The organism is Glutamicibacter halophytocola (assembly GCF_001302565.1).
In the GTDB taxonomy this organism is placed as follows: domain Bacteria; phylum Actinomycetota; class Actinomycetes; order Actinomycetales; family Micrococcaceae; genus Glutamicibacter; species Glutamicibacter halophytocola.
In genome coordinates this window covers 3,494,716-3,515,456 of sequence record NZ_CP012750.1, presented here as the reverse complement: position 1 = coordinate 3,515,456, position 20,741 = coordinate 3,494,716, and the positions used below count along the sequence as shown (strand labels likewise).

The following is a 20,741-nucleotide window of genomic DNA, read 5'->3' as shown; positions in this document are numbered from 1 at the left end:
ACGGCGAGACAAAGGAGCACTACATGGCAAGAAGAAGCTGTCATACCCTGCGCGTGGAGCATCTCGACAGTCCTCTGATGATTGAGGCGACGCGTCCGAGGTTCTCATGGATCGTTGAGCATCCCCAGGATTCCTACCAGCTCACGGTGCGCGATGCTGCCGGAACCGTGGCGTGGGACTCGGGCGTAGTAGGCGGTGGGCAGACAACCCTGGTCGAGTACCGCGGCGAGCCGCTGGAACGCGATGCCGACTACCTTTGGACCGTTCACAGCTTCTCGGGAACAGCGGTGCACACCGCGGAATCAAGCTTCGCCACGGCCCCTGACCTTGCGGCCTGGGAAGCCGAATGGATTGAACCGGTCCAGGAATCCACTCACCATGAACAATATTCGTTCCTGGATTGGATCAAGGGAGAGACGGAGCCATTGCCGGTAGATCAGCGGCTGCGCCCGGCACAGCTGGTGCGCCAGGACCTGGAGATCCGCCCCGAGCTGGCCAGGGCCCGGCTCTATGCCACCGCTCACGGAGTGTATTCGGCCTGGCTCAACGGCCAGCGGATCTCGGACGAGGTGCTGGCACCGGGTTTTGACAGCTATCGGCATCGGCTGAGCGTGCAAGCCTATGACGTGCTGGCAATGCTGCTCCCCGGCGCGAACACCATGGGGTTCGTCCTGGCTGATGGCTGGTGGTCAGGCCGCATCGGGCTCACTGGCACGAGCGCCCAGTTCGGGGACCGGCTGGCCCTGACATGGCAGCTGCACCTGGGATTCACGGACGGAAGCACCCAGGTGATCACCTCGGATTCTTCGTCATGCAGCGCCGCCGGGCCCTGGAACTACTCCGACTTGTTCATCGGTGAACACTACGATGCGCGTCGTGCCGATGATTCCTGGCTGCTGCCGGGATTCGGGCAGCAGGGGTGGACCCCTGTCAGCTCGCTCGGGGTGGACGCCAGGACTCTGGTGCCCTTCCGCGGCGAGCCGGTGCGCAGGGTAGCCCAATTGCCGGTGGCCTCGGTGGAACACCGTGCGGACGGTGTGCTCTTGGACTTCGGACAGGTGATTGCCGGGCGGCTTCGGTTGAAACTGCGCGGCCAGCCACGTGGCCAGCACATCATTATCGAGCACACGGAAACCCTTGATGCCCGTGGCGAATGGTTCCAGAACATCGTCGGCATGAACAAGGAACAGACGGATCACTACATCTGCGCAGGCGATGCGGTGGAAGAGTGGGAACCGGAGTTCACGTTCCACGGATTCCGCTATGCCCGCTTGACTGGCCTTGACACGCTGGATCCGGAAGATGCCACGGCGGTGGTCGTCTCCAGCGACCTGGAGCAGACTGGCAGCTTCAGCAGCTCGGACGCGCGGCTGAACCGGTTGCACCAGAATGTGGTGTGGAGCCAGCGCGCCAACTTCCTGTCCATTCCCACCGACTGCCCGCAACGCGAGCGGGCCGGATGGAGCGGAGACATACAAGTGTTCGCCGAGGCGGCTGCCAACAATGCTGGCGTATGCACTTTCCTATTGCGCTGGCTGGAGAACTTGAGGTCAGACCAATTGCCGGACGGGCGGATTCCAATTTTGTCGCCTCGATCTGAGCACGACGAGCAGAGCGCGCTGGAATCCCCAGGGGTGGGAGCCATCGTGGCCGCTGCGGGCTGGAGCGATGCGGTGGCAATTCTCCCGTGGAAGCTCTACGAGCGATACGGGGATCCCCGGGTGCTGGAGGAGAACTATCCGGCGGTGTGCCGCTGGGTCGAGTACCAGGCCCTGGAGGCAGAACGCGGACTTCCATCCGCACTGGAGGACTTGCCGCTGAGCCCCAGACGACGGGCACGCCAGCGGCTGCTCTTCAATACCGGCCCGCACTTTGGCGACTGGCTGACCCCTTCGACGCTGGAAGGCGACCTGCCGTTGCACGAGGCCATGGACCGTGCCCCGAAACTGACTTCCGAGCTGGTGGCTCCGATGTTCCAGATCCACAGCTTGGATTTGGCCGCGCGGATGGCCGCAGTCCTGGGCCACCTGGCGGACGCCGCACAGTTCTCGCAGCGCGCAGCGCGGGTCCGTGCGGCATTTGCCGCCGAATACCTGGATGACGATGCTTCGCTTCCGGTGGCGCTGCAGGGAATGTATGCCTTGGCCCTGGGGCTGGAGATCCTTCCGGCAGCACAACGGCGCCGCGCCGGCGAGCATCTGGCTGCGCTCGTGCGCTCTCGTGGAGACCGGCTGGATACCGGCTTCTTGTCGACCCCGTTCCTCTTGGACGCGCTGTGGGATACCGGGCACCAGGATCTGGCGCGCACCCTGCTGTGGCAGGACAAGGCGCCTTCGTGGCTCTACGAGGTGGACCGTGGCGCCACCACCATCTGGGAAGCCTGGGATGCAGTGGACCCCGCTGGGGTGCCGCGCCAGGTTTCCATGAACCACTATGCCTTTGGCTGCGTGGATGAATGGCTGTTCCGCAAGGTCGCCGGTTTAGCGCCTTCGGCTCCTGGATGGCGGGAAATCAGCATTGACCCGGATTTCTCCTGCGGCCTGAGCCATGCCGAAGCCTCCGTCCAGACGCCCCTTGGACAGGCCGCGGTCAGCTGGACTGTGGAGCACGGGCAACTGACCGTCAACACGGTGGTGCCCTATGGGGCCGGCGCGGTCCTGAATCTTCCAGGCCAGCAGATCAGGCTCGCCCCGGGAACGAGGGTGCATCAAATGGACCTGCTCGTCACGGCTGATTAGGCCGAAATCCTTAACCCGCAATCACGTTCAAAGGAGAACATCGATGGCATCAACACTCGCAACCAATCAGGATGATCAACAAGCAGTTCGGGGAAAACCCAAGCTCGGATTCCTGATACTTCTGGTCCTCGCCGTGGCATCGGCCAACGGAGCCCAGCTTTCGAATGCCATTCTGACGCTGTCGCTGAAGTCCAGCGTCATCAGTTCGACCGCGGCTACGACGGTTCTGTCAATTGCCGTTGGCGTCGGCAGCATCGTCGCCCTGGTGGGGTATCCCTTGCTTGGACGGCTCAGCGATCGGACGCTGAGCAGGCACGGACGGCGCAAGCCCTACTTGCTTTCCGGGGCCGTGCTGTTCCTGGTTGGCGCGGCGGCCACCACCGCGGCGTCGAGTGTCGCAGCACTGGCTGCCGGCTTTTCGCTGACGACCCTTGGCGCGGTCTGCGCGCTGGTGGCCTGCACCGCACTGGTGCCTGATCAGATCTCCCCGGAATTCAGGGGTTCGGCCTCGGCGATGCTGGGGCTAGGCGCGCCACTGGGAGCCCTAGTTGGCCTCTTCCTGGCGCAACTGGTCCAGCCAAATCTGGCCGCTATGCTCTTCCTTCCAGCAGGAGTCGCAGCACTGGCTCTGCTGTTGTTGGCCTTGACGATTTCGGACCGGGCGATCTTCCGCGAGGAGAGGCCTCCGTTCTCCTTGGCCGAGTTTGCGGGAACCTTCTGGGTCAACCCATTACGCCATCAGGGCTTTGGCTGGGCTTGGATCAGCAGATTGTTGATCTTCTTCGGCGTTGCTGCGGTCAACGCCTATCAGGCGTTCTACCTGATCATGGTGCACCATATGGATCCGGCCACCGTGGGCACAGCTATCCTTGTCGCATCGCTGATCACCACACCAATCTCGATGATCTTCGCTCCGCTCTTTGGCAAGCTGTCCGATAAGACTGGGAGGCGCAAGCCGTTTGTTCTGGGTTCCGCCGTGGTATTCGCTGTCGGCCTTGGCCTCGTGGCCATGGCCACGACCTATCCGATGTTCCTCGTCGCGATTGCTGTTGTCGGCTTGGGACAGGGGGTCTACTTCGCCGTGGACTACGCCTTGATCATGGAAGTCCTGCCAGACCAGGAAAACCCGGCCAAGGACCTGGGGATCATGAACTTGGCCAACTCGCTGCCATCGTCGCTGGTTCCAGCTGTCGCTCCGATGCTCCTGATGATCGGTGCCAGCACCGCTAACCCGCAAAACTTCACGGCGCTCTTCCTGGCCGGTGCGGCCTGCGCTGTCATCGGGGCCTTGGCAATACTTCCTATCAAAGGGGTGAAATAGCCTGGTGCTTGTCGTATAAGCGGCTCCGTTCTCACGGGCTCGTGCCTGGCATGCAGGAAACGGCGTGAGCCACGGCAACGCGAATGCCCCAGCCTGGCACGACCCCGGGTTCGCCGTGCACCTTTGCCTGGCCGAAGCCATAGCCCAAGGATGGCTTCGGCCAGGATGGTCTTCCAGACCCCTGGTTTCCCGGTGATGGAAGCACGTTGCTGGCCAGCACAATCGTGGTTTGCTTTGATTCGACCTTCGCCGAGAAGGCTGCCACTTTCGGAGCGGCCTAATATCTCGCCGGGCGGTCGTGGCCATTTTGGGCATTTCCTCGGTGGTTTCCGATTTCATCGTCAAGGTACGGGTAGCACTGGACAAACAAAAACATGGCTGCCGATTTGATATGCAGGGCTCTTGCAAACGGAACATCAACTAAGTCGCGTACCCATATCGAATACCAACGGATATGTAAGGGCAAGATTATAGTTGTAAGAACGTCGACATCAGGTCACGTAGGCAACGGGTGGGTGAATTGAGCTACGACATTGCAAGGCTAGTTGATGCCGGCAAAATTGATGAAGCATTGAAGGCCGCGAATGGTTTAACTCCTGAGCGAGTTCGAACCCTCCTATTTAGCGGAGCGGGCTTCATGGAAAATTCCGGCCCCTATGGTGAGTTCCTCTCGCGCTGGTATGAATCACTCAATAGCCCGTACTTGCGTGCGGAGGCTGCTGATTGGTTCGCACAGGCATATCTCACCGAGATCGCTGACCTAAAAAATGCAGAGTTCCTTGGAGCAAAAATGGCCACCGAATCCAAAAGGGAAGTCATCAAGCATCTGGCCGATACGATCGATTCCAAGGACATCGAGGACTGGACCACTAGCCCTGAGAAGCCTATTAGCAAAGATCAGCACAACCATTGGCAAAAGATTGCCCAAAAACTCAAAGTGCTTCTAGGTCCTTAGAAGCCCGATGGTAGCGGGGATGCGCCAGCTTGCTCTCGCATCATTTTGCTGCAAGCTGTAGAGGAAGATAAATGGTCCTTCCCTTTTCAGCCTGAAATCTCGGCCTTAACCCACCTGTCTTCACCGCCAACACCAGCCAGTTTTTGAATATTGTTTTGGGTCTTCCGAGAACCGATGCCAGAAGATAAGTGGATCCGGTGCCATGACGCGCCACGCTCAAGTCAGCAACGACTGTGACGTATTTGCAGGCGGTGTGCGGATGGAACCAGTCAAGTGCAATAACGCCGAACCATTTGGAACTATCGAATCTGGTTGGATCATCTATCAGCTAATCATTGGCCATCGGCAACAAGCGACTCATTGGCGACATTCAAGAGCTTTTCCAAACCTTCGGCATCCTTGGAGACTGACAGGTGTTGGCCGGCCAATCCGGCCAGCGCCCAGAACTGCCCGACTTTACTGATTCTCTGGCGTGAAGCTACCTGAATAACAGGGAATCAGGTAGTGGTTTGGCCGTTCCAGCAGGCAAGTATCTATCTCTTCAAATCAGGAGGAAACCAGGGTGCACCGTATCATTATTTTGTCTGTTTTGAAGAGTAGTGTGGGCAAATGACTACATCAAAGATTTCCCTTGGCGCCATCAACATGACTGCTAATAATCCAAAGGCTCAAGCGGCTTTCTGGTCGGCAGTAACTGGCAGTGAAATTTCAGGTAGCGGTGAGAGCTACTACCTTGCGCCTAACGGGCCGGAAGGATTTGGCATGTTCTTCCAGAGCACTGCCGAGCCACGTCTTCAAACGCAAGATGCCCATTTGGACCTGACAGTTCCTTGGGGATCGAGGGAGCAGGAAGTTGCGCGTCTGATCAAAATGGGAGCTACGCATAAGTGGGATGTACTCGAAGAATTCGAGCACGTTCAGTGGACTACGCTTGTTGATCCAGAAGGCAACTTATTCTGCATCGCGGAACATCCGCCTGTCCACTAAGCCTTGACCTGCAGGGACGGAGAACGACAGCTAGTTCCCCATCTCGGTAGGCCTAGGCGAACCCCACACGCGGCGCAAAACATCCCACGCTTGCTGATCCATCAGCGACGTGGGGGTAACGGATAAGTGCCGGACGTTGCTTTCCTCGGCCAGCCGAAGCTCGTGCTCCAGTGCTTCGGGGCTGATGGAACCGTCGTGGTCCCAGAGTCCGATTTCGATGCCGAAGCGCGAGGGATCTTTGGCAGTGTAGAAGCTGGCTAATTGAGCTGTGTCGTAATAGCCCGTCGAGTTGATGCCTTGGAAGTTCCAGATGTTCAATCGGTCGACAATCCCCAGCAGCCGGGCGTAGTCCTGCCCGGAGTCCAGGCGCCCGCGCAAGTCCTCGTTGATGGGGGAGCGCACATCCATGGTCAGTTCCACCTCGGTGCCGGTTAATTGGCTGGCGACCTCGGCCATGATCTTTTGGACTGCATCGCTTCGCCACTCATGGAGAGCGTCCGCGCCAGCATCGGTCGTGCCATCAAATCTCCGTGGCCACGTGTTCATACCACTGAAGCTTTGGAAATCTTTCAGGTCGGCATCTCCGAATGTATAAGACGGAAACATCATCTCGGTGATATTGATGCTGTCCGGCGAATAACGCTGAACCAGCTGCGAAGTGAGCACGGCAAGGCGCTCGGTGAGCCCGCCGTTCTTCCACGAAGAGACGCTGGTCCAGTTCCTTGATATGTTTCCTTCCGCGTTGACGCCTGCAATTTCCGGGCGGTACTCAAGCTCGCGGCCTAAAAGCGTATCGATGTTCAGTGAGATCGTGCGACGCTGTCCACTCTCGCTGCAGATGAACGCATCGATGGCTTCCCGTATGTAATCGCGTCCCGTACCCGCAACCTCGCTTGACTGCATCTCTTTGTACTCTGCCCAAGGAAAACCGATCCAATCCAAGCGCCCTACAGAAATGGACACCCCAGTGGCATTGACTGAATCCAATTGCCTGGCAATATCCGGAATTCGCGTTGGGTCAGCGCTGGTGACATCCTCGAAACCGATATTCACTACGCGAGATCTGCCGGCATTGTCCACCGTGGACCTGCTTCCTTGGCTATCTGGTGCCAGCGCCGTGGCCAAGCACTGTTGTTGGGCTGCAGTCACTGGGTGGTAGATCCTGGTTCCTGCTGAAGTCCGCCCATAGGGAGGCACACAGACCAGGCTGATCAGAAGCACTGCGAGCACTGCCACGCGCCATCTGCGGCCCGAACCCCGTGCGGTGTTCATACGTCGTTGCCCAGGATGGCGCTGAATTCATGGCTGGAGACCACGCCGGTGCGATGGAGCTTGTTCCATTGCGCTGGCTGTCCGCGGATTTCAAAAACAATGGCGGCCACCATGGTCATGCCCATGGCTGTTGCGTAGAGCGGCCATAAAGGGAAGGTCCACAGATTCAAGAAATCCCGCCACGCAGTGTTCAGGACAATGCCGATGACAACAGAGATCAAGGTGATCCCCAAACCCGCCCAGCTGAGGATGGCAATAGCATTCCACAGCACTGAGGTTTGCCTATCGCTGGTGATTGACATCTGGCCGGATGGCACCAAATAGGCCAAAGCGGCCAGGACAAAGAGTTGGGCTACCGGCACAAAAACCATGGTGGCAAAATTGAAAAGCAGGAACGGGCCGAAGGGTCCTACCCGTGGATTGCCGTGGAGCCGCCAATGGATCTTGACGGACTGCAACAAGCCGCGGGCCCACCGCACGCGTTGCTTCCATAGCGCTCGCAGGGTGGAGGGGGACTCGGCCAGGACGATTGCGCGAGGTTCGAAGGCGACACGAAATCCGGCATCGTAGATCCGCCAGGTCAACTCCAGATCCTCGCCTACGGTATCCGTGCGGAAGCCACCGAGTTCACGGACCAGTTCTGCACGGAAGGCTCCGATGTTCCCGGAGACCACCGGAAGGCAATGCAGCAGGGACAGGGAGCGACGCACCATTCCGGTTCCCATGTGGGAAAGCACCGAGAGCATGCGGGTCAGCACGCGGTCCAGGTTTACTGGCCGGTCATCTCCGCACACTGCACCCACCGAGGCGTCGCGGAAGCCGGTGAGCAGCCAGGGAATGGTGACCGGTGAGAAGATGCCGTCGGCATCAACAAACACCAGCACATCCCCGGTGGCTTCTTTGATGCCACGGTTTAGTGCCGCGCCCTTGCCGGCGTTCTGCTGCCCGATGGATCGCACCATCGGGTGGGCTTGCGCCAATGCGTGCATGACCTGCGCAGTATTATCTGTGGACCCGTCGTCCACGATGATGACTTCTGCCAAATCGCCTTTGGTCCTGAGAATGGATTCAACACACGCCCGCAGCACCACGCCTTCGTTGTAGGCGGGGACGATGACCGATACTCGGTACTTCGGGGTTGTTCCGAAGTGTCGGGCGGCCCGGCGAGAACGTCCGCGGGGCCGGCGCAATTCTTGTTCCTCATGCGGGAATCCTGGAGGGAGCCTTGTGAGTTTTCCATTGCGCGTGAAGAGCAATCCGCGGCGCACTTCGAACCAGATGGCCAAGGGGATGTAGGCCAATTTGATCGTTCCAAAAATGATGATGAGGGCAATCGCAACGTTAAAGACGATGACCAGCGCTGAGCTCATGCATTGCCCACCTTGCCCGGGGCATGCAAGCTGGCGTACTGAAGCACTGAATCCACCAACTCCGGTGCAGCCGCGCTATTGGCGCCAAAGCGGGCGTTGATCTCCAGCACCACCGGCTGGCCTTCATCGGTCAGCCGGATATCCAGATCCACAGGTCCCACCAAATCGAGGCTGGCTACCGCGGCTCTCGCCACCTGGGCCACGTGGGCTGTGGTGGCGTCGAATTCGCAACGTTGTACCGATACCGCGTTGCCTATGAGGCCCTCGCGCAGTTCTGTTTTCTCCACGACAACGCACACATCAACTTTTCCGTTGTCGGGATTGCGAAACAGCATCGGAGCGAATTCGCGCCCTGGCGCGAAACGCTGGACCAGATCTGACGCCGACATCTCTTGCGAACCGTCAGTCAGCTGGGACGAAGCGAGCAGGCGCACCCCACGGCCACCGCGGGAGACCCGGGGCTTGACGATGGCGTACTGGTGGGGGAGGAACCCTGCTACCGAGGGGCGGCCATAAAGGTCGCCACGAACGAAGTCAGGCGTGGGTACATGGTCATCGTTGAGGACCAGCATCGTCAGGTACTTGTCGTCGGCGATGCGGATTGATGTTTCCGATGACAGAAGAATCGTAGCCCCAGTTGATTCCAGCAGTTCGCGATTCTGATCCATTGCCAGGATGGGCAGTTCTTCGCTGACGGTGGGAATGACCAGCGCGACGTCCTGTTGTTTGATGATCTGTCGAAGAGCGGGAACGTAGCTTGCATCGCGCGCCGCGGGCACCTGCAGGAAGAGGCCAAGATGCTCGTCCGGCACAGGGGTCATATCCACCCCGATGACTTGGTGGCCACGCTCATGAAGCTGGCGTGCCAAGCTGCTGCCAGCGGGTCCACCGACACCGGTAATAAGAATGATCATTAAAAGTCTCCTACCGTCTTTGAAACCAGGCGCATGACTTCAAAGCCTTCGGCGCTTTTCTGCTTGACCTGGCTTCCTCGGAAGTTGGCGATGGCTTTGGTTCGAGTGCCAGTCATATAGGGCTTGGTGCGTTGATCCGAGTGCAGCTTGATGGCCTCGACCTTTATATCGGTGTATTTCTCCACATCAACAAAGAATTTTGGCGAGAAGTCGTGACCTACCGAAGGGCTCTCGAAGCAGAGGATAGAGGGCAGCTTTCGCCCTGCGCGCATCACCGCACGGTGCACAGCCTCATGGTCTTGGTGGATATCGGTGGCGGAGTGCGTGAGGACAACATCAGGCTCGAATAGCGTGATTTCCTGTTCGATGGCGGCCACCATGTCGTTGGAGCTTTCCGAAAGGCGGGTGTCGCAGAAGTCCTGGACTGAGTGGGACTGCGCGCCGAGGTAAGCCGCTCCGCGCTGGGCTTCGCGAATGCGTCGTGGCGCATTGCCGCCATTTTCTCCTTGGGACATCACCATGATGCGCACCTCGTGCCCCGAATCAACGAGTTTGGCGATGGTTGCGCCGCAGGCCAATTCAACATCGTCGGGGTGGGCGCCAACGGCGAGGAATCGCTTCGGGCGTTCCTTGCGCTGCGGACGCCGCTGCAAGAAGATGCTCACCATCGAAAACATGAACAGCCAGATGGCGGTGATGATGGCAAAGCCCGCCCAGAGTTCTGCGCTATCAGGTGTTGAAAGGTAGCCGATGACCGAAAGGAGTAGCACAAGATTTCCTGCCACCCAGATGCACAAGATGAGTCGGTGGTTTGCAAAATCACGTGCTAGCCAACGCCTGCCCCAACGGCTTAGAGCTGTTGAGATACCCGTAATTGAAACGAGTAGTGCGAAGACACTGATGGTCATTTGCATATTTCTCTCCTTGAGGGACTTTCGAATGCGAATCCGCCAACGAAGGAGCGATAAATCTTGGGCAGGACGCGGCGCGCACTGTAAGAGGGGCCTACGTGGCATTGGAACCGCCCCCGCGTTCCAATGCCACTTCGACACCCCAGATTTATCCGTTCTCTGCGAGTGATGGATATATCTTGTAGACGGAACAGGGCGCAAATCGTGACGCGGAGGTCTGGAGAATTATTTTTGCGTAGGGTGAAGGAAAATACTGACTTCTGTAAATCATCAGATGAAATCGTGAATTTTGGTGCGTGAATGAGTTTTGATGAGGACCGGGGCTCATCTTCAAGATGTCGCTGGAGTTGCATTGAGCACGCTTTTCTCCGGTTGAAGGCAATATTTCTAGCCGACTGGAGACCGGTTTTGCAATGGCCTGCGGAGAAGCGGATGGAGATTTCCATCGCAGTCTGAGCTATGGGCGTGATTCCCTGCGATCATGGCAATAACGGTGATCCGGGCTCAGGGAAGTTTAGAAAAAGAATTACAAAGTTTTTTCAAAAACCGCGTCACGATCATCAATTCTTGCGATCTAAAAATATGTACGCGCGTGGCTACTCGATGCACAACACACGAGAACGGTACAGAAAATGCGCAGCCAAGTAGCCACTGATGTGGTGCGGACGAATATTCAAGGGAGATGAAATGCGAGCGGGAAATAACGAGGTGCGACTTCGTGATGATGTTTGCGTGGAATCGCCCTTTCTAGTTCAGACACACGATGGAAGAATGTGGGAGGCACGCAGTAATGCAGTCAAGGGTGGGACCTTGGCCGCGAAAGTTCTGCGGGCCGCAAATTTGGGGAATGCTGCAGGTTGCCAAGAACGTGATGGCCAGCTGAAGGCCTTAGACGTTTTGGGGGCGTTATGACAATTGATTCGGGAGAGATCTTCGCTGAACTCAGTGATGCGAGCTTGATCCGAGGGATCCGCGGAGGGGACCGGGAATCCCAAGCGCATCTATATCGACGCCATAAGCAGGTTGCCTTGGCTGTCGCCTATCGTCATACCGATACTCCGTCTGAGGCTGAAGATATCGTTTCAGAAGCATTCTTGAAGGTTTTCCAAGCCATTGAACGAGGCTTGGGGCCGCAGGAATTCTTCCGAGCCTATTTGCTGACTGTCGTATCGCGCTGTGCTTTTGCCAGGAACAAGGCAGCGTCGCAGCAGATCGTTGTTGACGATCACCAAGAGTTCCATATGGGGGATGCATTCGCTGACGACGTCATGGATCGGGCCGAGACATCTTTTATCGTCGATGCCTTTCAGTCCTTGCCCGAACGCTGGAGGATGGTGCTCTGGCACGTCGAGGTTGAGGGGCTCGCACCTCGCGAAATCGCTCCGATCCTGGGGATTACACCGAATGCGGTATCGGCTCTGGCTATTCGTGCGCGTGAAGGACTGCGCCAGGCGTACCTCTCGGCGCATATGAAGGCCCAGTCCGGACTTTCGGAACAGTGCGCCGAAGCGCGAAAGCACCTGCCTGCGATGGTCCGTGGCACCCTCAAGAGCAAAGACGAAAAGGCAGTCAAGCAGCACCTGAAGACTTGTGATGAGTGCGCCGCAGTATTCGCGGAACTCACCGAAGTAGGCTCTAGCCTGCGTGCCTTCATCGTGCCGCTGCTGGTTGGCGGCACCACGGCGCTGGGCGTACCAGCGGCCGGCGGAATCGCGGGTGCCCAGGGTGTTGCATCGACGGTATCGGCAAGTGCCGGGGCCACCGCTGGTGCTGTTGGTATCGGGACGACTGGTGGCGTGGTGCTGGTGTCTTCGGTGGGCGTCGGATTATTGACGATGACCGCATTCGCAGCTGCAGGGGGTTTTCTGCCCGATGCGACCACGGGTGCTGATCCGAAATCGGCCCCGCCGGCGAGCTCCAAGGAATACAATCCCGCTCCGGCCCCTGAAGTCGTTGCGCCCGAGAGCACTGAATCGGGCCAAAGACCCGGGCGTTCGGCATGGGTTCAGCCTGCGCCGACGCTCGATGCTGAACCGTCTGAATATCTTGCCCGGACACCTGGTTTTGTTGCTCCAATGAAGCAGCAGGAGACGGGGCCATCGCAGCAGAGCGCCCGCGCGGAAGCGCCACCAGTTATACCGTCACCGAGTGCGCCATCTGCGGCGCCTACTGCCGAAGCTGCAGCCCCGCTGGAGAGTTCTGATCCGGAACCGGAGCCAAGCATTGAGGCAATGCCTCAGGCATCGGAGACGCCAACCGCTGAAACTTCAACTGCGCCTGTTCCGGAAGAATCGTCGCATCCTGCAACCGCCGAAGCGACGGCTGGGCCGAGCGCCGAACCGAGCGTGACGCCGACGCCTGAACCTTCCGTGGAGCCAGCACCGGAGCCGAGTCCAGAGGCGAGCGAGACTCCAACCGTGGAACCGACTCCGGAAGCATCTGTGACTCCGACGGCCGAGCCATCCGTGGCTCCGACGGCCGAGCCATCCGTGGCTCCGACGGCCGAGCCCACGGAATCACCGAGCATTGAATCGCAAGAGCAGTTCGAAGTCGCGATGCACACCGACCATCATCCGCACTTCCCGACGTACACCTTTGATATCACGCCACCAGAAGGCGTAGCGCGGTACACCGTCAATGTTGAAATGAAAAAGTTAGCTTTTGACATGGTGGAAGTATCAGGGCATTGCCATTGGCACCTGCTGGGAATCCATACCCTGAAAATTTCTTGTACCGGCCCTGCTGAGCTGTCGGTGACCACCTTGCAAACGAACAAGGAACGCACGATCAGCTTTGACTTCCCGGATAGCCCGCAGTCGAGCACGGCGTTCCGGATGAGCTAACCCCAAGAAGGCCTTGGAATTCCAGCCGCACCACAGGATCCGGCGGCGTTTGCCATTCGCGCACCGGTCTCCAGCTCCTCCCGTGCAGGTGCGTGCAGCGCGAGCAGGCCAGGAAACATCCATGCGTGCAGAGCCTGCTCCGTGCAAGCCGCGAACTTCAGCTGTTGCTGTGTAGCGCGCCGCCAGCGGGAGTAGCAGAAGCATCCGGCGTTGCATCCGCAGATGCTGGTGCGGTTCCAGCGCCGGGCAGGCCAGAATTTTTCGAAGGGCGCCGCGAGGGGCTCATCCCCGCAACGGCCACGGCGCAGACCGAAGTCAGCACCAGCGAGAGCGCTGGGGCGAAGACCGTCCACGGGGCGCGCTCGACGTAGCCGATGCCCTCGGCCAGCAGCAATCCCCATTCCGGAGTGGGCGGCTGGGCGCCCAGGCCCAGGAAGCCCAACGCCGCCAGGGCCAGGGCAACTCCGGGAAGGCGCAGCATGCCATGGCGCAGCAAGGGCGGGACGATTGCCGGCAACAGGTGCTTCACGAAGATTTCCCCGCGGCGAACTCCGGACAGCGGCAGCCAGCGGATATGCGGCATGGCCCGTGCTTCTTCGAGCAATGATGCCGCATGGGCGGACAACGGGGGCCAGGTCACCCACAGCACTGCCACCCCGGCGCCGATCACCGAGGGACCCAGCAGCGCGGCAATCACGACGCCGGCCAGGATTGGCGGGGTGGCATTGGCAATGGCCGAGGGCCCGCGGGAGATCTCGCCCAGCCCGGCCAGCAGCAGGCCGATGGCCACGGCGCAGAGCACGATCAGCACTGCCGGGGCGACCGTGCCCAAGGTTCCATGGGCCACCCGGCCCAGCAGATCCCGGCCGCTGGCATCCGCGCCGAAGGGAAGGGACCAGCTCGGCGCGGCCAGCCGCTGGTGGCTGATCGCGTAGGGATCGCGGGGCAAGCCGAAGGCCATGATGGCCAGCAACCCGGTGCAGGTGATCCCCGCAGTCCAGCGCAGCAAGGAGGATTTGCCGCGGAATTCCGGCGGGACGGACAAGGCCCCGGCAGGCAGTGGACCCCCGCGCAGCCAGCGCCGGGCGGCGGTGGCCAGCAATCCGATGAGCACTGCGGTTCCGGCCATCAGCAGCAGGCCTGCCTGCAGCGCCGGGATATCTTGCGCATTGGCCGAGCCGAGCAGGAAGCGTCCCAGACCGGGGATGGCGAAAACCTGTTCCACGGCGACCGCCCCGCCCAGCAGCCCGATGAACACCAGGCCGAACTGGTCGATGATGGCAGCGCCTGCGCGGCGCAGCACCCCGGCCAGCAGCACGGGTCCCGAGGCGCCGGCCATCCGCCAGATCATCACCCATGGCTCGCCGGCCACCGAGGCAATGGCATCGGCCAGCAGCCGGCCCAGCAGCCCGCCGGCCGGAATGCCCAGGGCCAGTGCCGGCAATACCGCGGTATCCAGCCCGGTCCAGCCATAGGGCGGCAGCCAGTCGAGCTTCACCGCGACCAGCACCAGCAGGATGCTGGCCAGCAGGAATTCCGGCAGGGCAGTCAGGGCGACGCCCAGCGGCCCGGACCCGGTCTGCGGCCTGTCGCGCAGCACCCGCAGCATCGCCGGGGCGATCAGGCAGAGCGCGACCAGCAGGGCGGCCGCGCTGGCAAAGGCCGTGAGCGTGGCCGAAACGGACAGGGCCTGCCAGGCCCCGGGGCCGATCGGTGCTCCGCTGACCCAGGATGAACCCAGATCCCCGCGCAGCACCCCGGCCCACCACTGCAGGCTGGAGTGCACAGGCCCTTGGCCCAGTCCAAGCTGTTCGCGGATGGCAGCCAGCGCCTGCGGCGTGGGCTCCAGCTCCGCATAGCGGGCCCGCAGCACCGCGGCGGCCGGATCGGTGCGCGAAAGCCAGGGCAGGGCGCCGGCGAGCAGGAGCAGCACCAGGGCACTGAGCAGATAGGAGGCGGCGGAAACCAGCGAGGTTTTCTGCCTGTAGAAGCGGAGGAATTTCATGCGGTGCTTCTTCGCCCTACTTGGTGTCCAGCTGCGTCTGCGTGGTGACCAGGGACCGTTCGCGAGGATCCCGGGCAGCACCGGATACGGCGGCATTTTCGCCCTGGATCACCCGCTCATGCAGCAGCGGGATGGCCGCGTCGGTACCCAGGATCCTTGCTTCGGCCAGCATGATGGCACGCTGGCGGCCGGTGCCCGCGTCGGTTTCCGAAGCGCTGGCGATGCCTTCTTCGACCTGGGTGTCGCACAGCTGGGAGATGGCGAAGCCGCCTTCACAGGTGAAGTCCGAGGCGAAATAGGCCACCGGGTCACCGGAGTCCAGAACCGTGGCGCGGGAGAGGATGAAGGCGTCGAAAGCGCCGTCCAGGGCATCGGCCTCGATGTACTGGTATTCGCGCACATCCTGCTGCACCTCGAAACCTGCCGCTTCGAGCTGCTGCTCGAGGATCACGGCCACTTCGGGAAGTTCCGCGCGGTCGGTGAAGGTGCCCAGCGAGATCTTGACATCCTTGACCTTGGCCGGCTGCGCGCGGTGGGCCAGCAGTTCCTGGTACTCGGCATCGTCGCGGTACTCGGCGGCATAGGGCAGGGCTGGGCCGAGCAGGCCCTCGGCAAGGTCGGCGCGGTCCTCGTAGACGGATTCGATAATGGCTGCGCGGTCGATGGCTTCGCGGGCCGCGGCGCGTACCGCTGGATCGGCGAAGGGCCCCTTCTTGGTGTTCAGGTACAGCGTATTGGTGCGCGGCATCGGGACTTCGGTGAGCAGTTCCTGGTCCACAGTGGAGGCCTGGCCAGCCGGAATGGCCTCGACGATGTCGGCCTCGCCGGTGCGCAGGGCCGCGGTGCGGGCCGTGCCGTCCGGAACGAATTTCACGTCGATGCCCGCGGCGGACGCCGGCTCGCCCCAGTAGCCATCGAAGCGATCCAGGGTTGCCCCGGAGATGCCGTCCACTGCGGTGATCTTGAACGGCCCGGTTCCGGTGTTCACCGGGTTGACCCCGTGATCGGTGTAGGCGGAAGGATCAAAGATGGCCAGCTGCGGGCTGGAAAGGCGCTGGGGCAGCAGCGGGTCGGGATCAGCGGTGGTGATCCGCAGGGTCTGGCCATCGACCGCATCGACGTTCAAAGCGGTCCCGTTCAGGATGCGCGGCACGGGGGTGGAATCAATGGCCGCCTGCAGCGAGTTGGCGGCCGCCGCGGCTGTCAGGGGTTCGCCGTTGTGGAAGCTGACGCCCTTGCGGATGGTGATCTCCCAGGCCGTATCGCTGGTGCGCTGCCAGGCGGTGGCCAGCCCGGGGGTGGCGTCGCCGGATTCGTTGAGGGTTACCAGGGTTTCGGCGGTGGACCAGCGTGAAAGCTTGAATGCGTCATCGCTCAGGGGATCCAGGCCCGAGCGGGGCGGCTGCATGTGGGCCACTGAAATGCGCCCGGTGCTGCCTGCTGGATCGGCGGAGGCGGAGAAGCAGCCGGTCAGCGCCAAGGTGGCAGCGAGCGGGAGCAGGGGCAGGGGCAGGGAGGTGCTGCGGCGTCGAGTCATGAAAGTGTGTTCCTTGCGAGTGGGTCGGTGATGGTCGCGGATCAGCGCGGCGCGCTGATGCGCAGATGGCGCGAACAGCGGGCTGCCAGTTGCAGGTCGTGGGTGACCAGCAGCAACGCGATTCCGGTGTCCTTGGCGGTCGTGAACAAATGCTCTGCCACTTCGCCGGCGGTGGCGGGGTCCAAGGCGCTGGTGGGTTCATCGGCGACCAGCAGTGCCGGGTCGACGACCAGCGCGCGGGCCAAAGCCGCCCGCTGTGCCTGGCCGCCGGAGAGCTCGCGCGGCCGCCGATCCAGCAGGGCGGGGTCGAATCGGGCCACGTGGGCGGCCCGCTCGATCTGCTCTTCTGCTGCCAGGTGCGGTGCCAGGCGGGAGAGTGCCAGATGCAGCGACCTGCGGATGGAATACCGTGGCACGAAGGCCGCCGCGGCATCCTGCGGGACGCCTTGGACCAGGTGCCGGCGCCGTGCCGAGAGATTCCTGCCGGGCAATGACCACGGTGTGCCGAGCAGGTTCACCTGACCCGTGGACGGGTCGCCCAGTCCCAGGATGATGTCGGCCAGCGTGGATTTTCCGGCACCGGAAGCGCCGGTAATGGCCAGCGATTCGCCGGCTTCCACGGCCAGGCAGACCGGGGCCAGGATCTGCCGGGCATTGCGGCCGGTGCCTCGGCTCGCCGATACCCCGGATGCCTCGAGTACCGGGTGGCTCATGCCGGGACCGCCTGCCGTGCAGGCGCCAGCTCTTCGCGCAGCTTCCCGGAATCCAGCCGGATGCGCCGCGTGGCCAGGGCCTCGGCGACCTCAGGATCATGGGTGACCACGACCATGGCCTGCTCTGCGGAAACCACCTTGTCCAGCAGGCCGAGGATCTTGTCGCGCGATGCCTGGTCCAGGGCGCTGGTGGGTTCATCGGCCAGGATCAGCGGGGCTGAGCTCAGTGCCGCCAGCGCCACCGCGGCACGCTGTGCCTGGCCGCCGGAGAGCTCTGCCGGGCGGCGCTGCAGCAACTGCGGATCATCCAGTCCCACCGAGGCCAAGGTGTCTGCAACTGCCTGGGCGCTGCGGCCGCTGGCCTTGCGCAGCTGGCGGCCCAGCGGCATCAGCGGATGCAAAGCATCTTGGCCTCGCTGCGGAATGTAGCCGATGCGCTCGCAGCCGATGGTGCGCGTCCCGGAATGCTCCAGCTGCGCGGCCCAGCGGCCGGTGATCATCGAGAGCAGGAGCGACTTGCCGCTGCCCGAGGGCCCGGTGACCACCAGGCGCTCGCGGGAGCAAATGCGCAGCTCGGGGATTTCAAGGAGCAGCTGTGAAGAACCGCGGACGCACAGCGAGCTGTTCTCAAGGCTGAGCAGTTCTGTGGCGCGGCTGATGCCTGCCTGATTCCCCATGCTAATCATAATGAGAATGATTATCACTTAAATGAAACGACCAAGGCAAATTGCGCAGGGGAACGGGGGAGGAGGCTTCTCGCGACGAGAGGTGAACATCTGCAGGCGCATCGGCTTCCAGGTGACATCAGACGGGAGTCCATGCATCTGGAGATCTCTTGTACCGGATTGCCCGCAGTCGAGCACGGCGTTCCGGATGGGCTAATTAAACCTCAACGCAGTGCCAGGATCATGATGATTCTGGCACTGCGTTGAGGCGCGGCAGCAAAGGCGCGGGCGACCTACTTAAGCGGTTCCAGCGGCACTTCAACGAGGGGGACGCCCGGATCTTGGCGTCGTCCGCCACGCTGGGCTCCTGCGCCCGCTGCAATGACGATAATGATGCCCGCGAACTGGAACCAGGTTGGAGTCTGGGACAAGATCAGCAGGCCAATGAGAATGCCAAAGGCCGGCTCAATGGAGAGCAACGTGCCAAAGGCGGTGTGATTCATCCGCTTGAGCGCCAGCATTTCCAGGCCGAAGGCGATGACCGGGGTGATCAGGGCAATGCCTGCCGCAGCCAAAAGCGTCCACCAGGCAAAATCGTGGCTGATCACCTGTGGCAAGCCAACGGGCAGTGTCGCGATGGCAGCCACCGGGATGGTCAGCGACAAGCCGCTGATTCCCGAGAAGCGGTCGCCAACGTGCTGGGTCAGGATGTTGTACAACCCCCAGCAGGTTCCAGCGCCGAGTGCGAAGAGCACACCTGCCGCGTCGATTTGCCCGTGCCACGGTTCCGTCAGCAGCACAACGCCCAGGACGGCCAACGCTGGCCAGAGCAGCGCTTTCCGGTTTTTGCTCATGATCCCGGCCACGGTGAGCGGGCCGAGGAACTCGATGGATACCGCGGTGCCCAATGGAATGCGGGCAACCGCTTCCAGGAACAATGCGGTCATATAGCCGGTGACAACGCCCAACGCGATCAGCGCCGGAATGTCCTGCTTGCGGATGGAGCGGAAATTGGGGCGCGCGATGACCCAGAGAAAGGCTGCTCCGAAGCACATGCGCAGCCAAGCGGTGCCACCGGCACCGACCTGTTCAATGACAAAAACGGACGTGGCGTTGGACAGCTGGACCGCCAGCATGGCGGTAATGGCCAGGGTCCACGGCGGCAGGCCGTTGAACGTGGAACGGGAGATCACTGGGCACCTGCGATTCGCTGTGAAACTTGAACTGCGGCACCCAAGGACTGCATGGCTTGGCCCAGGGCCTCGCCGGCAGCTTCCAGCTGCGTGTCGGACATGGGGGCCAGGGCGTCCAGGATGAAGAAAGCGGTAGTGGTGTTCTCGGACAGGGCGGCGCGCCGTCCTTGCCGCCAGTTCCAGCGGCGGCACGTCACCCCGGTGCCATCCCGCCAGATCACTTCGCCCGCATCCGGATTCTCGATCATTGGCTCGCCGGCGGCAACGGTATCAAAGGCTTCATCGCCGGATGCGCGCGTGAGCCGGGCCGGACCGTCATATAGATCGAAGTCTTCGCCGCCAATCGGGATCTGGTGCACCACGGAAATGGCGTTATAGATGTCGGTCAAGGCATTGACACGCGGCAGGCCTGACGACGCGCGGCGGGTGAGCGCTTCGAGGCTGTTGCGGGTGCGCTGGGGTTTTGCCCCGAAGCCGCGGTAGGCCTCGCGCCAGGCACCGATCTGCGGCAGGTGATCCACGGGGGTGCTGGCGAGCAGCGCGGCCGCATGCGCCTCGGCCTGCCCGATCAGCTCATCGGCAATCCGCGCATCGGCCTGCGGGTTAATGCCCTCAACCACCAGCAGCAAGGCGCGGTAGTCCGGACGCAGCTCCAGGACCGCTGGGTCGATTGAGCAACCGTAGAGGAATTCGGTGGGGGTCAGGTTATTTGGCATTGGTGCTCTCCGGCTTATGGGTGTGGCCAACGCCTGGTTCGTAGACGCACAGGCTGAAGGTGGCGGCGGTTTTGCGTAAATTAGCGTAGGCGTGCGGTGCATCTCCGTCGAAGGAGATGGCATCTCCGGCTTTCAGCTCATGGATTTCGCCATCAACCTCGATGGTGATTGAGCCCTTGAGCAGATGAAGCAGCTCCCGGGTCCCTGAGGAGTGGGGTTCGCTCTCGAGCCGTTCGCCGGGCGCCAGGGTCCAGTCCCACAGTTCAACCACGTCCGGTGCGTCGGTGCCAGCCACCAGCACGCCGCGTCCTCCGTTCTCACCGGTCCACAATGCGGCTCCTTCGCCAGCACGGGTGATCTTGGAGCGCGCGGCTTCCGGCGGTTCCACCAGGGCGGGCAGGCCGAGGCCCAGTGCATCTGAAAGCTTCAGCAGGATGCTGACGCTGGGGTTGGCGGTGCCCTGCTCAACGTTGATGAGCATGCGCCGGCTGACGCCTGCCAGCTCGGCAAGCTGATCCAGTGTCCAGTCGTGGTTCTTGCGTTCGCTTTTTACCCGGTCCCCGATGGTCCGGGCGAGCCGCTCAGCACTTGTATCCATGAG

General features: G+C 61.6%; 16 protein-coding genes. 5 read left to right on the top strand and 11 right to left on the bottom strand.

Annotated features, from left to right (window positions below):
* The first annotated feature begins 23 nt into the window (after positions 1–23).
* The 4 genes from AOZ07_RS16230 (at position 24) to AOZ07_RS16210 (ending at position 6,001) form a co-directional block, all read left to right on the top strand.
* A complete protein-coding gene (locus AOZ07_RS16230) occupies positions 24–2,738 on the top strand; it encodes an alpha-L-rhamnosidase (protein WP_084793317.1) in 2,715 nt (904 codons plus the stop codon).
* A gap of 43 nt (positions 2,739–2,781) precedes the next feature.
* Positions 2,782–4,059, top strand: coding sequence for an MFS transporter (locus AOZ07_RS16225; protein ID WP_060702930.1), 1,278 nt, complete (start codon positions 2,782–2,784; stop codon positions 4,057–4,059).
* A 520-nt stretch (positions 4,060–4,579) separates the two neighbouring features.
* Positions 4,580–5,014, top strand: coding sequence for a hypothetical protein (locus AOZ07_RS16215; protein ID WP_194943706.1), 435 nt, complete (start codon positions 4,580–4,582; stop codon positions 5,012–5,014).
* A 609-nt stretch (positions 5,015–5,623) separates the two neighbouring features.
* Positions 5,624–6,001, top strand: a complete 378-nt coding sequence (locus AOZ07_RS16210) for a VOC family protein (RefSeq protein ID WP_060702927.1) — start codon at positions 5,624–5,626, stop codon at positions 5,999–6,001.
* Positions 6,002–6,031: 30 nt separating this feature from the next.
* Here the strand turns inward: AOZ07_RS16210 and AOZ07_RS16205 are convergent, their stop codons facing one another.
* The 4 genes from AOZ07_RS16205 to AOZ07_RS16190 form a co-directional block, all read right to left on the bottom strand.
* Positions 6,032–7,150, bottom strand: coding sequence for a hypothetical protein (locus AOZ07_RS16205; protein WP_194943705.1), 1,119 nt, complete (start codon positions 7,148–7,150; stop codon positions 6,032–6,034).
* A 119-nt stretch (positions 7,151–7,269) separates the two neighbouring features.
* Positions 7,270–8,643 (bottom strand): glycosyltransferase family 2 protein, encoded by a 1,374-nt coding sequence (locus AOZ07_RS16200; protein WP_060702925.1) that lies wholly within the window; start codon positions 8,641–8,643, stop codon positions 7,270–7,272.
* Positions 8,640–9,557 carry an ATP-grasp domain-containing protein gene (locus AOZ07_RS16195; RefSeq protein ID WP_060702924.1) on the bottom strand — a complete coding sequence of 306 codons (918 nt, stop codon included), beginning with the start codon at positions 9,555–9,557 and terminating at the stop codon, positions 8,640–8,642. Before AOZ07_RS16195 ends, AOZ07_RS16200 begins: the two co-directional genes overlap by 4 nt.
* Complete coding sequence (locus AOZ07_RS16190; protein WP_060702923.1) at positions 9,557–10,327, bottom strand: PIG-L deacetylase family protein; 771 nt, start codon at positions 10,325–10,327, stop codon at positions 9,557–9,559. The genes AOZ07_RS16195 and AOZ07_RS16190 overlap by 1 nt, the downstream gene beginning before the upstream one ends.
* 1,049 nt (positions 10,328–11,376) lie before the next feature.
* On the opposite strand from AOZ07_RS16190, the gene AOZ07_RS16185 reads away from it, so the two are divergent.
* On the top strand, positions 11,377–13,311 hold the full coding sequence (locus AOZ07_RS16185) for a sigma-70 family RNA polymerase sigma factor (protein WP_060702922.1): 1,935 nt from the start codon (positions 11,377–11,379) through the stop codon (positions 13,309–13,311).
* A gap of 157 nt (positions 13,312–13,468) precedes the next feature.
* Here the strand turns inward: AOZ07_RS16185 and AOZ07_RS16180 are convergent, their stop codons facing one another.
* The 7 genes from AOZ07_RS16180 to AOZ07_RS16150 all read right to left on the bottom strand — a co-directional run bounded on the left by AOZ07_RS16180 (position 13,469) and on the right by AOZ07_RS16150 (position 20,738).
* On the bottom strand, positions 13,469–15,316 hold the full coding sequence (locus AOZ07_RS16180; protein WP_060702921.1) for an ABC transporter permease subunit: 1,848 nt from the start codon (positions 15,314–15,316) through the stop codon (positions 13,469–13,471).
* 16 nt (positions 15,317–15,332) lie between these two features.
* Positions 15,333–16,853: an ABC transporter substrate-binding protein gene (locus AOZ07_RS16175; protein ID WP_060702920.1), complete on the bottom strand. Its 1,521-nt coding sequence runs from the start codon at positions 16,851–16,853 to the stop codon at positions 15,333–15,335.
* A gap of 41 nt (positions 16,854–16,894) precedes the next feature.
* Positions 16,895–17,566 (bottom strand): ATP-binding cassette domain-containing protein, encoded by a 672-nt coding sequence (locus AOZ07_RS16170; protein WP_060702919.1) that lies wholly within the window; start codon positions 17,564–17,566, stop codon positions 16,895–16,897.
* Positions 17,563–18,243, bottom strand: a complete 681-nt coding sequence (locus AOZ07_RS16165) for an ATP-binding cassette domain-containing protein (protein ID WP_060702918.1) — start codon at positions 18,241–18,243, stop codon at positions 17,563–17,565. Before AOZ07_RS16165 ends, AOZ07_RS16170 begins: the two co-directional genes overlap by 4 nt.
* A gap of 281 nt (positions 18,244–18,524) precedes the next feature.
* Positions 18,525–19,424 (bottom strand): EamA family transporter, encoded by a 900-nt coding sequence (locus AOZ07_RS16160; protein WP_335334225.1) that lies wholly within the window; start codon positions 19,422–19,424, stop codon positions 18,525–18,527.
* Positions 19,421–20,140: a B3/B4 domain-containing protein gene (locus AOZ07_RS16155; RefSeq protein WP_060702917.1), complete on the bottom strand. Its 720-nt coding sequence runs from the start codon at positions 20,138–20,140 to the stop codon at positions 19,421–19,423. Before AOZ07_RS16155 ends, AOZ07_RS16160 begins: the two co-directional genes overlap by 4 nt.
* On the bottom strand, positions 20,130–20,738 hold the full coding sequence (locus tag AOZ07_RS16150) for a helix-turn-helix domain-containing protein (RefSeq protein ID WP_060702916.1): 609 nt from the start codon (positions 20,736–20,738) through the stop codon (positions 20,130–20,132). The genes AOZ07_RS16155 and AOZ07_RS16150 overlap by 11 nt, the downstream gene beginning before the upstream one ends.
* Positions 20,739–20,741: the final 3 nt, after the last annotated feature.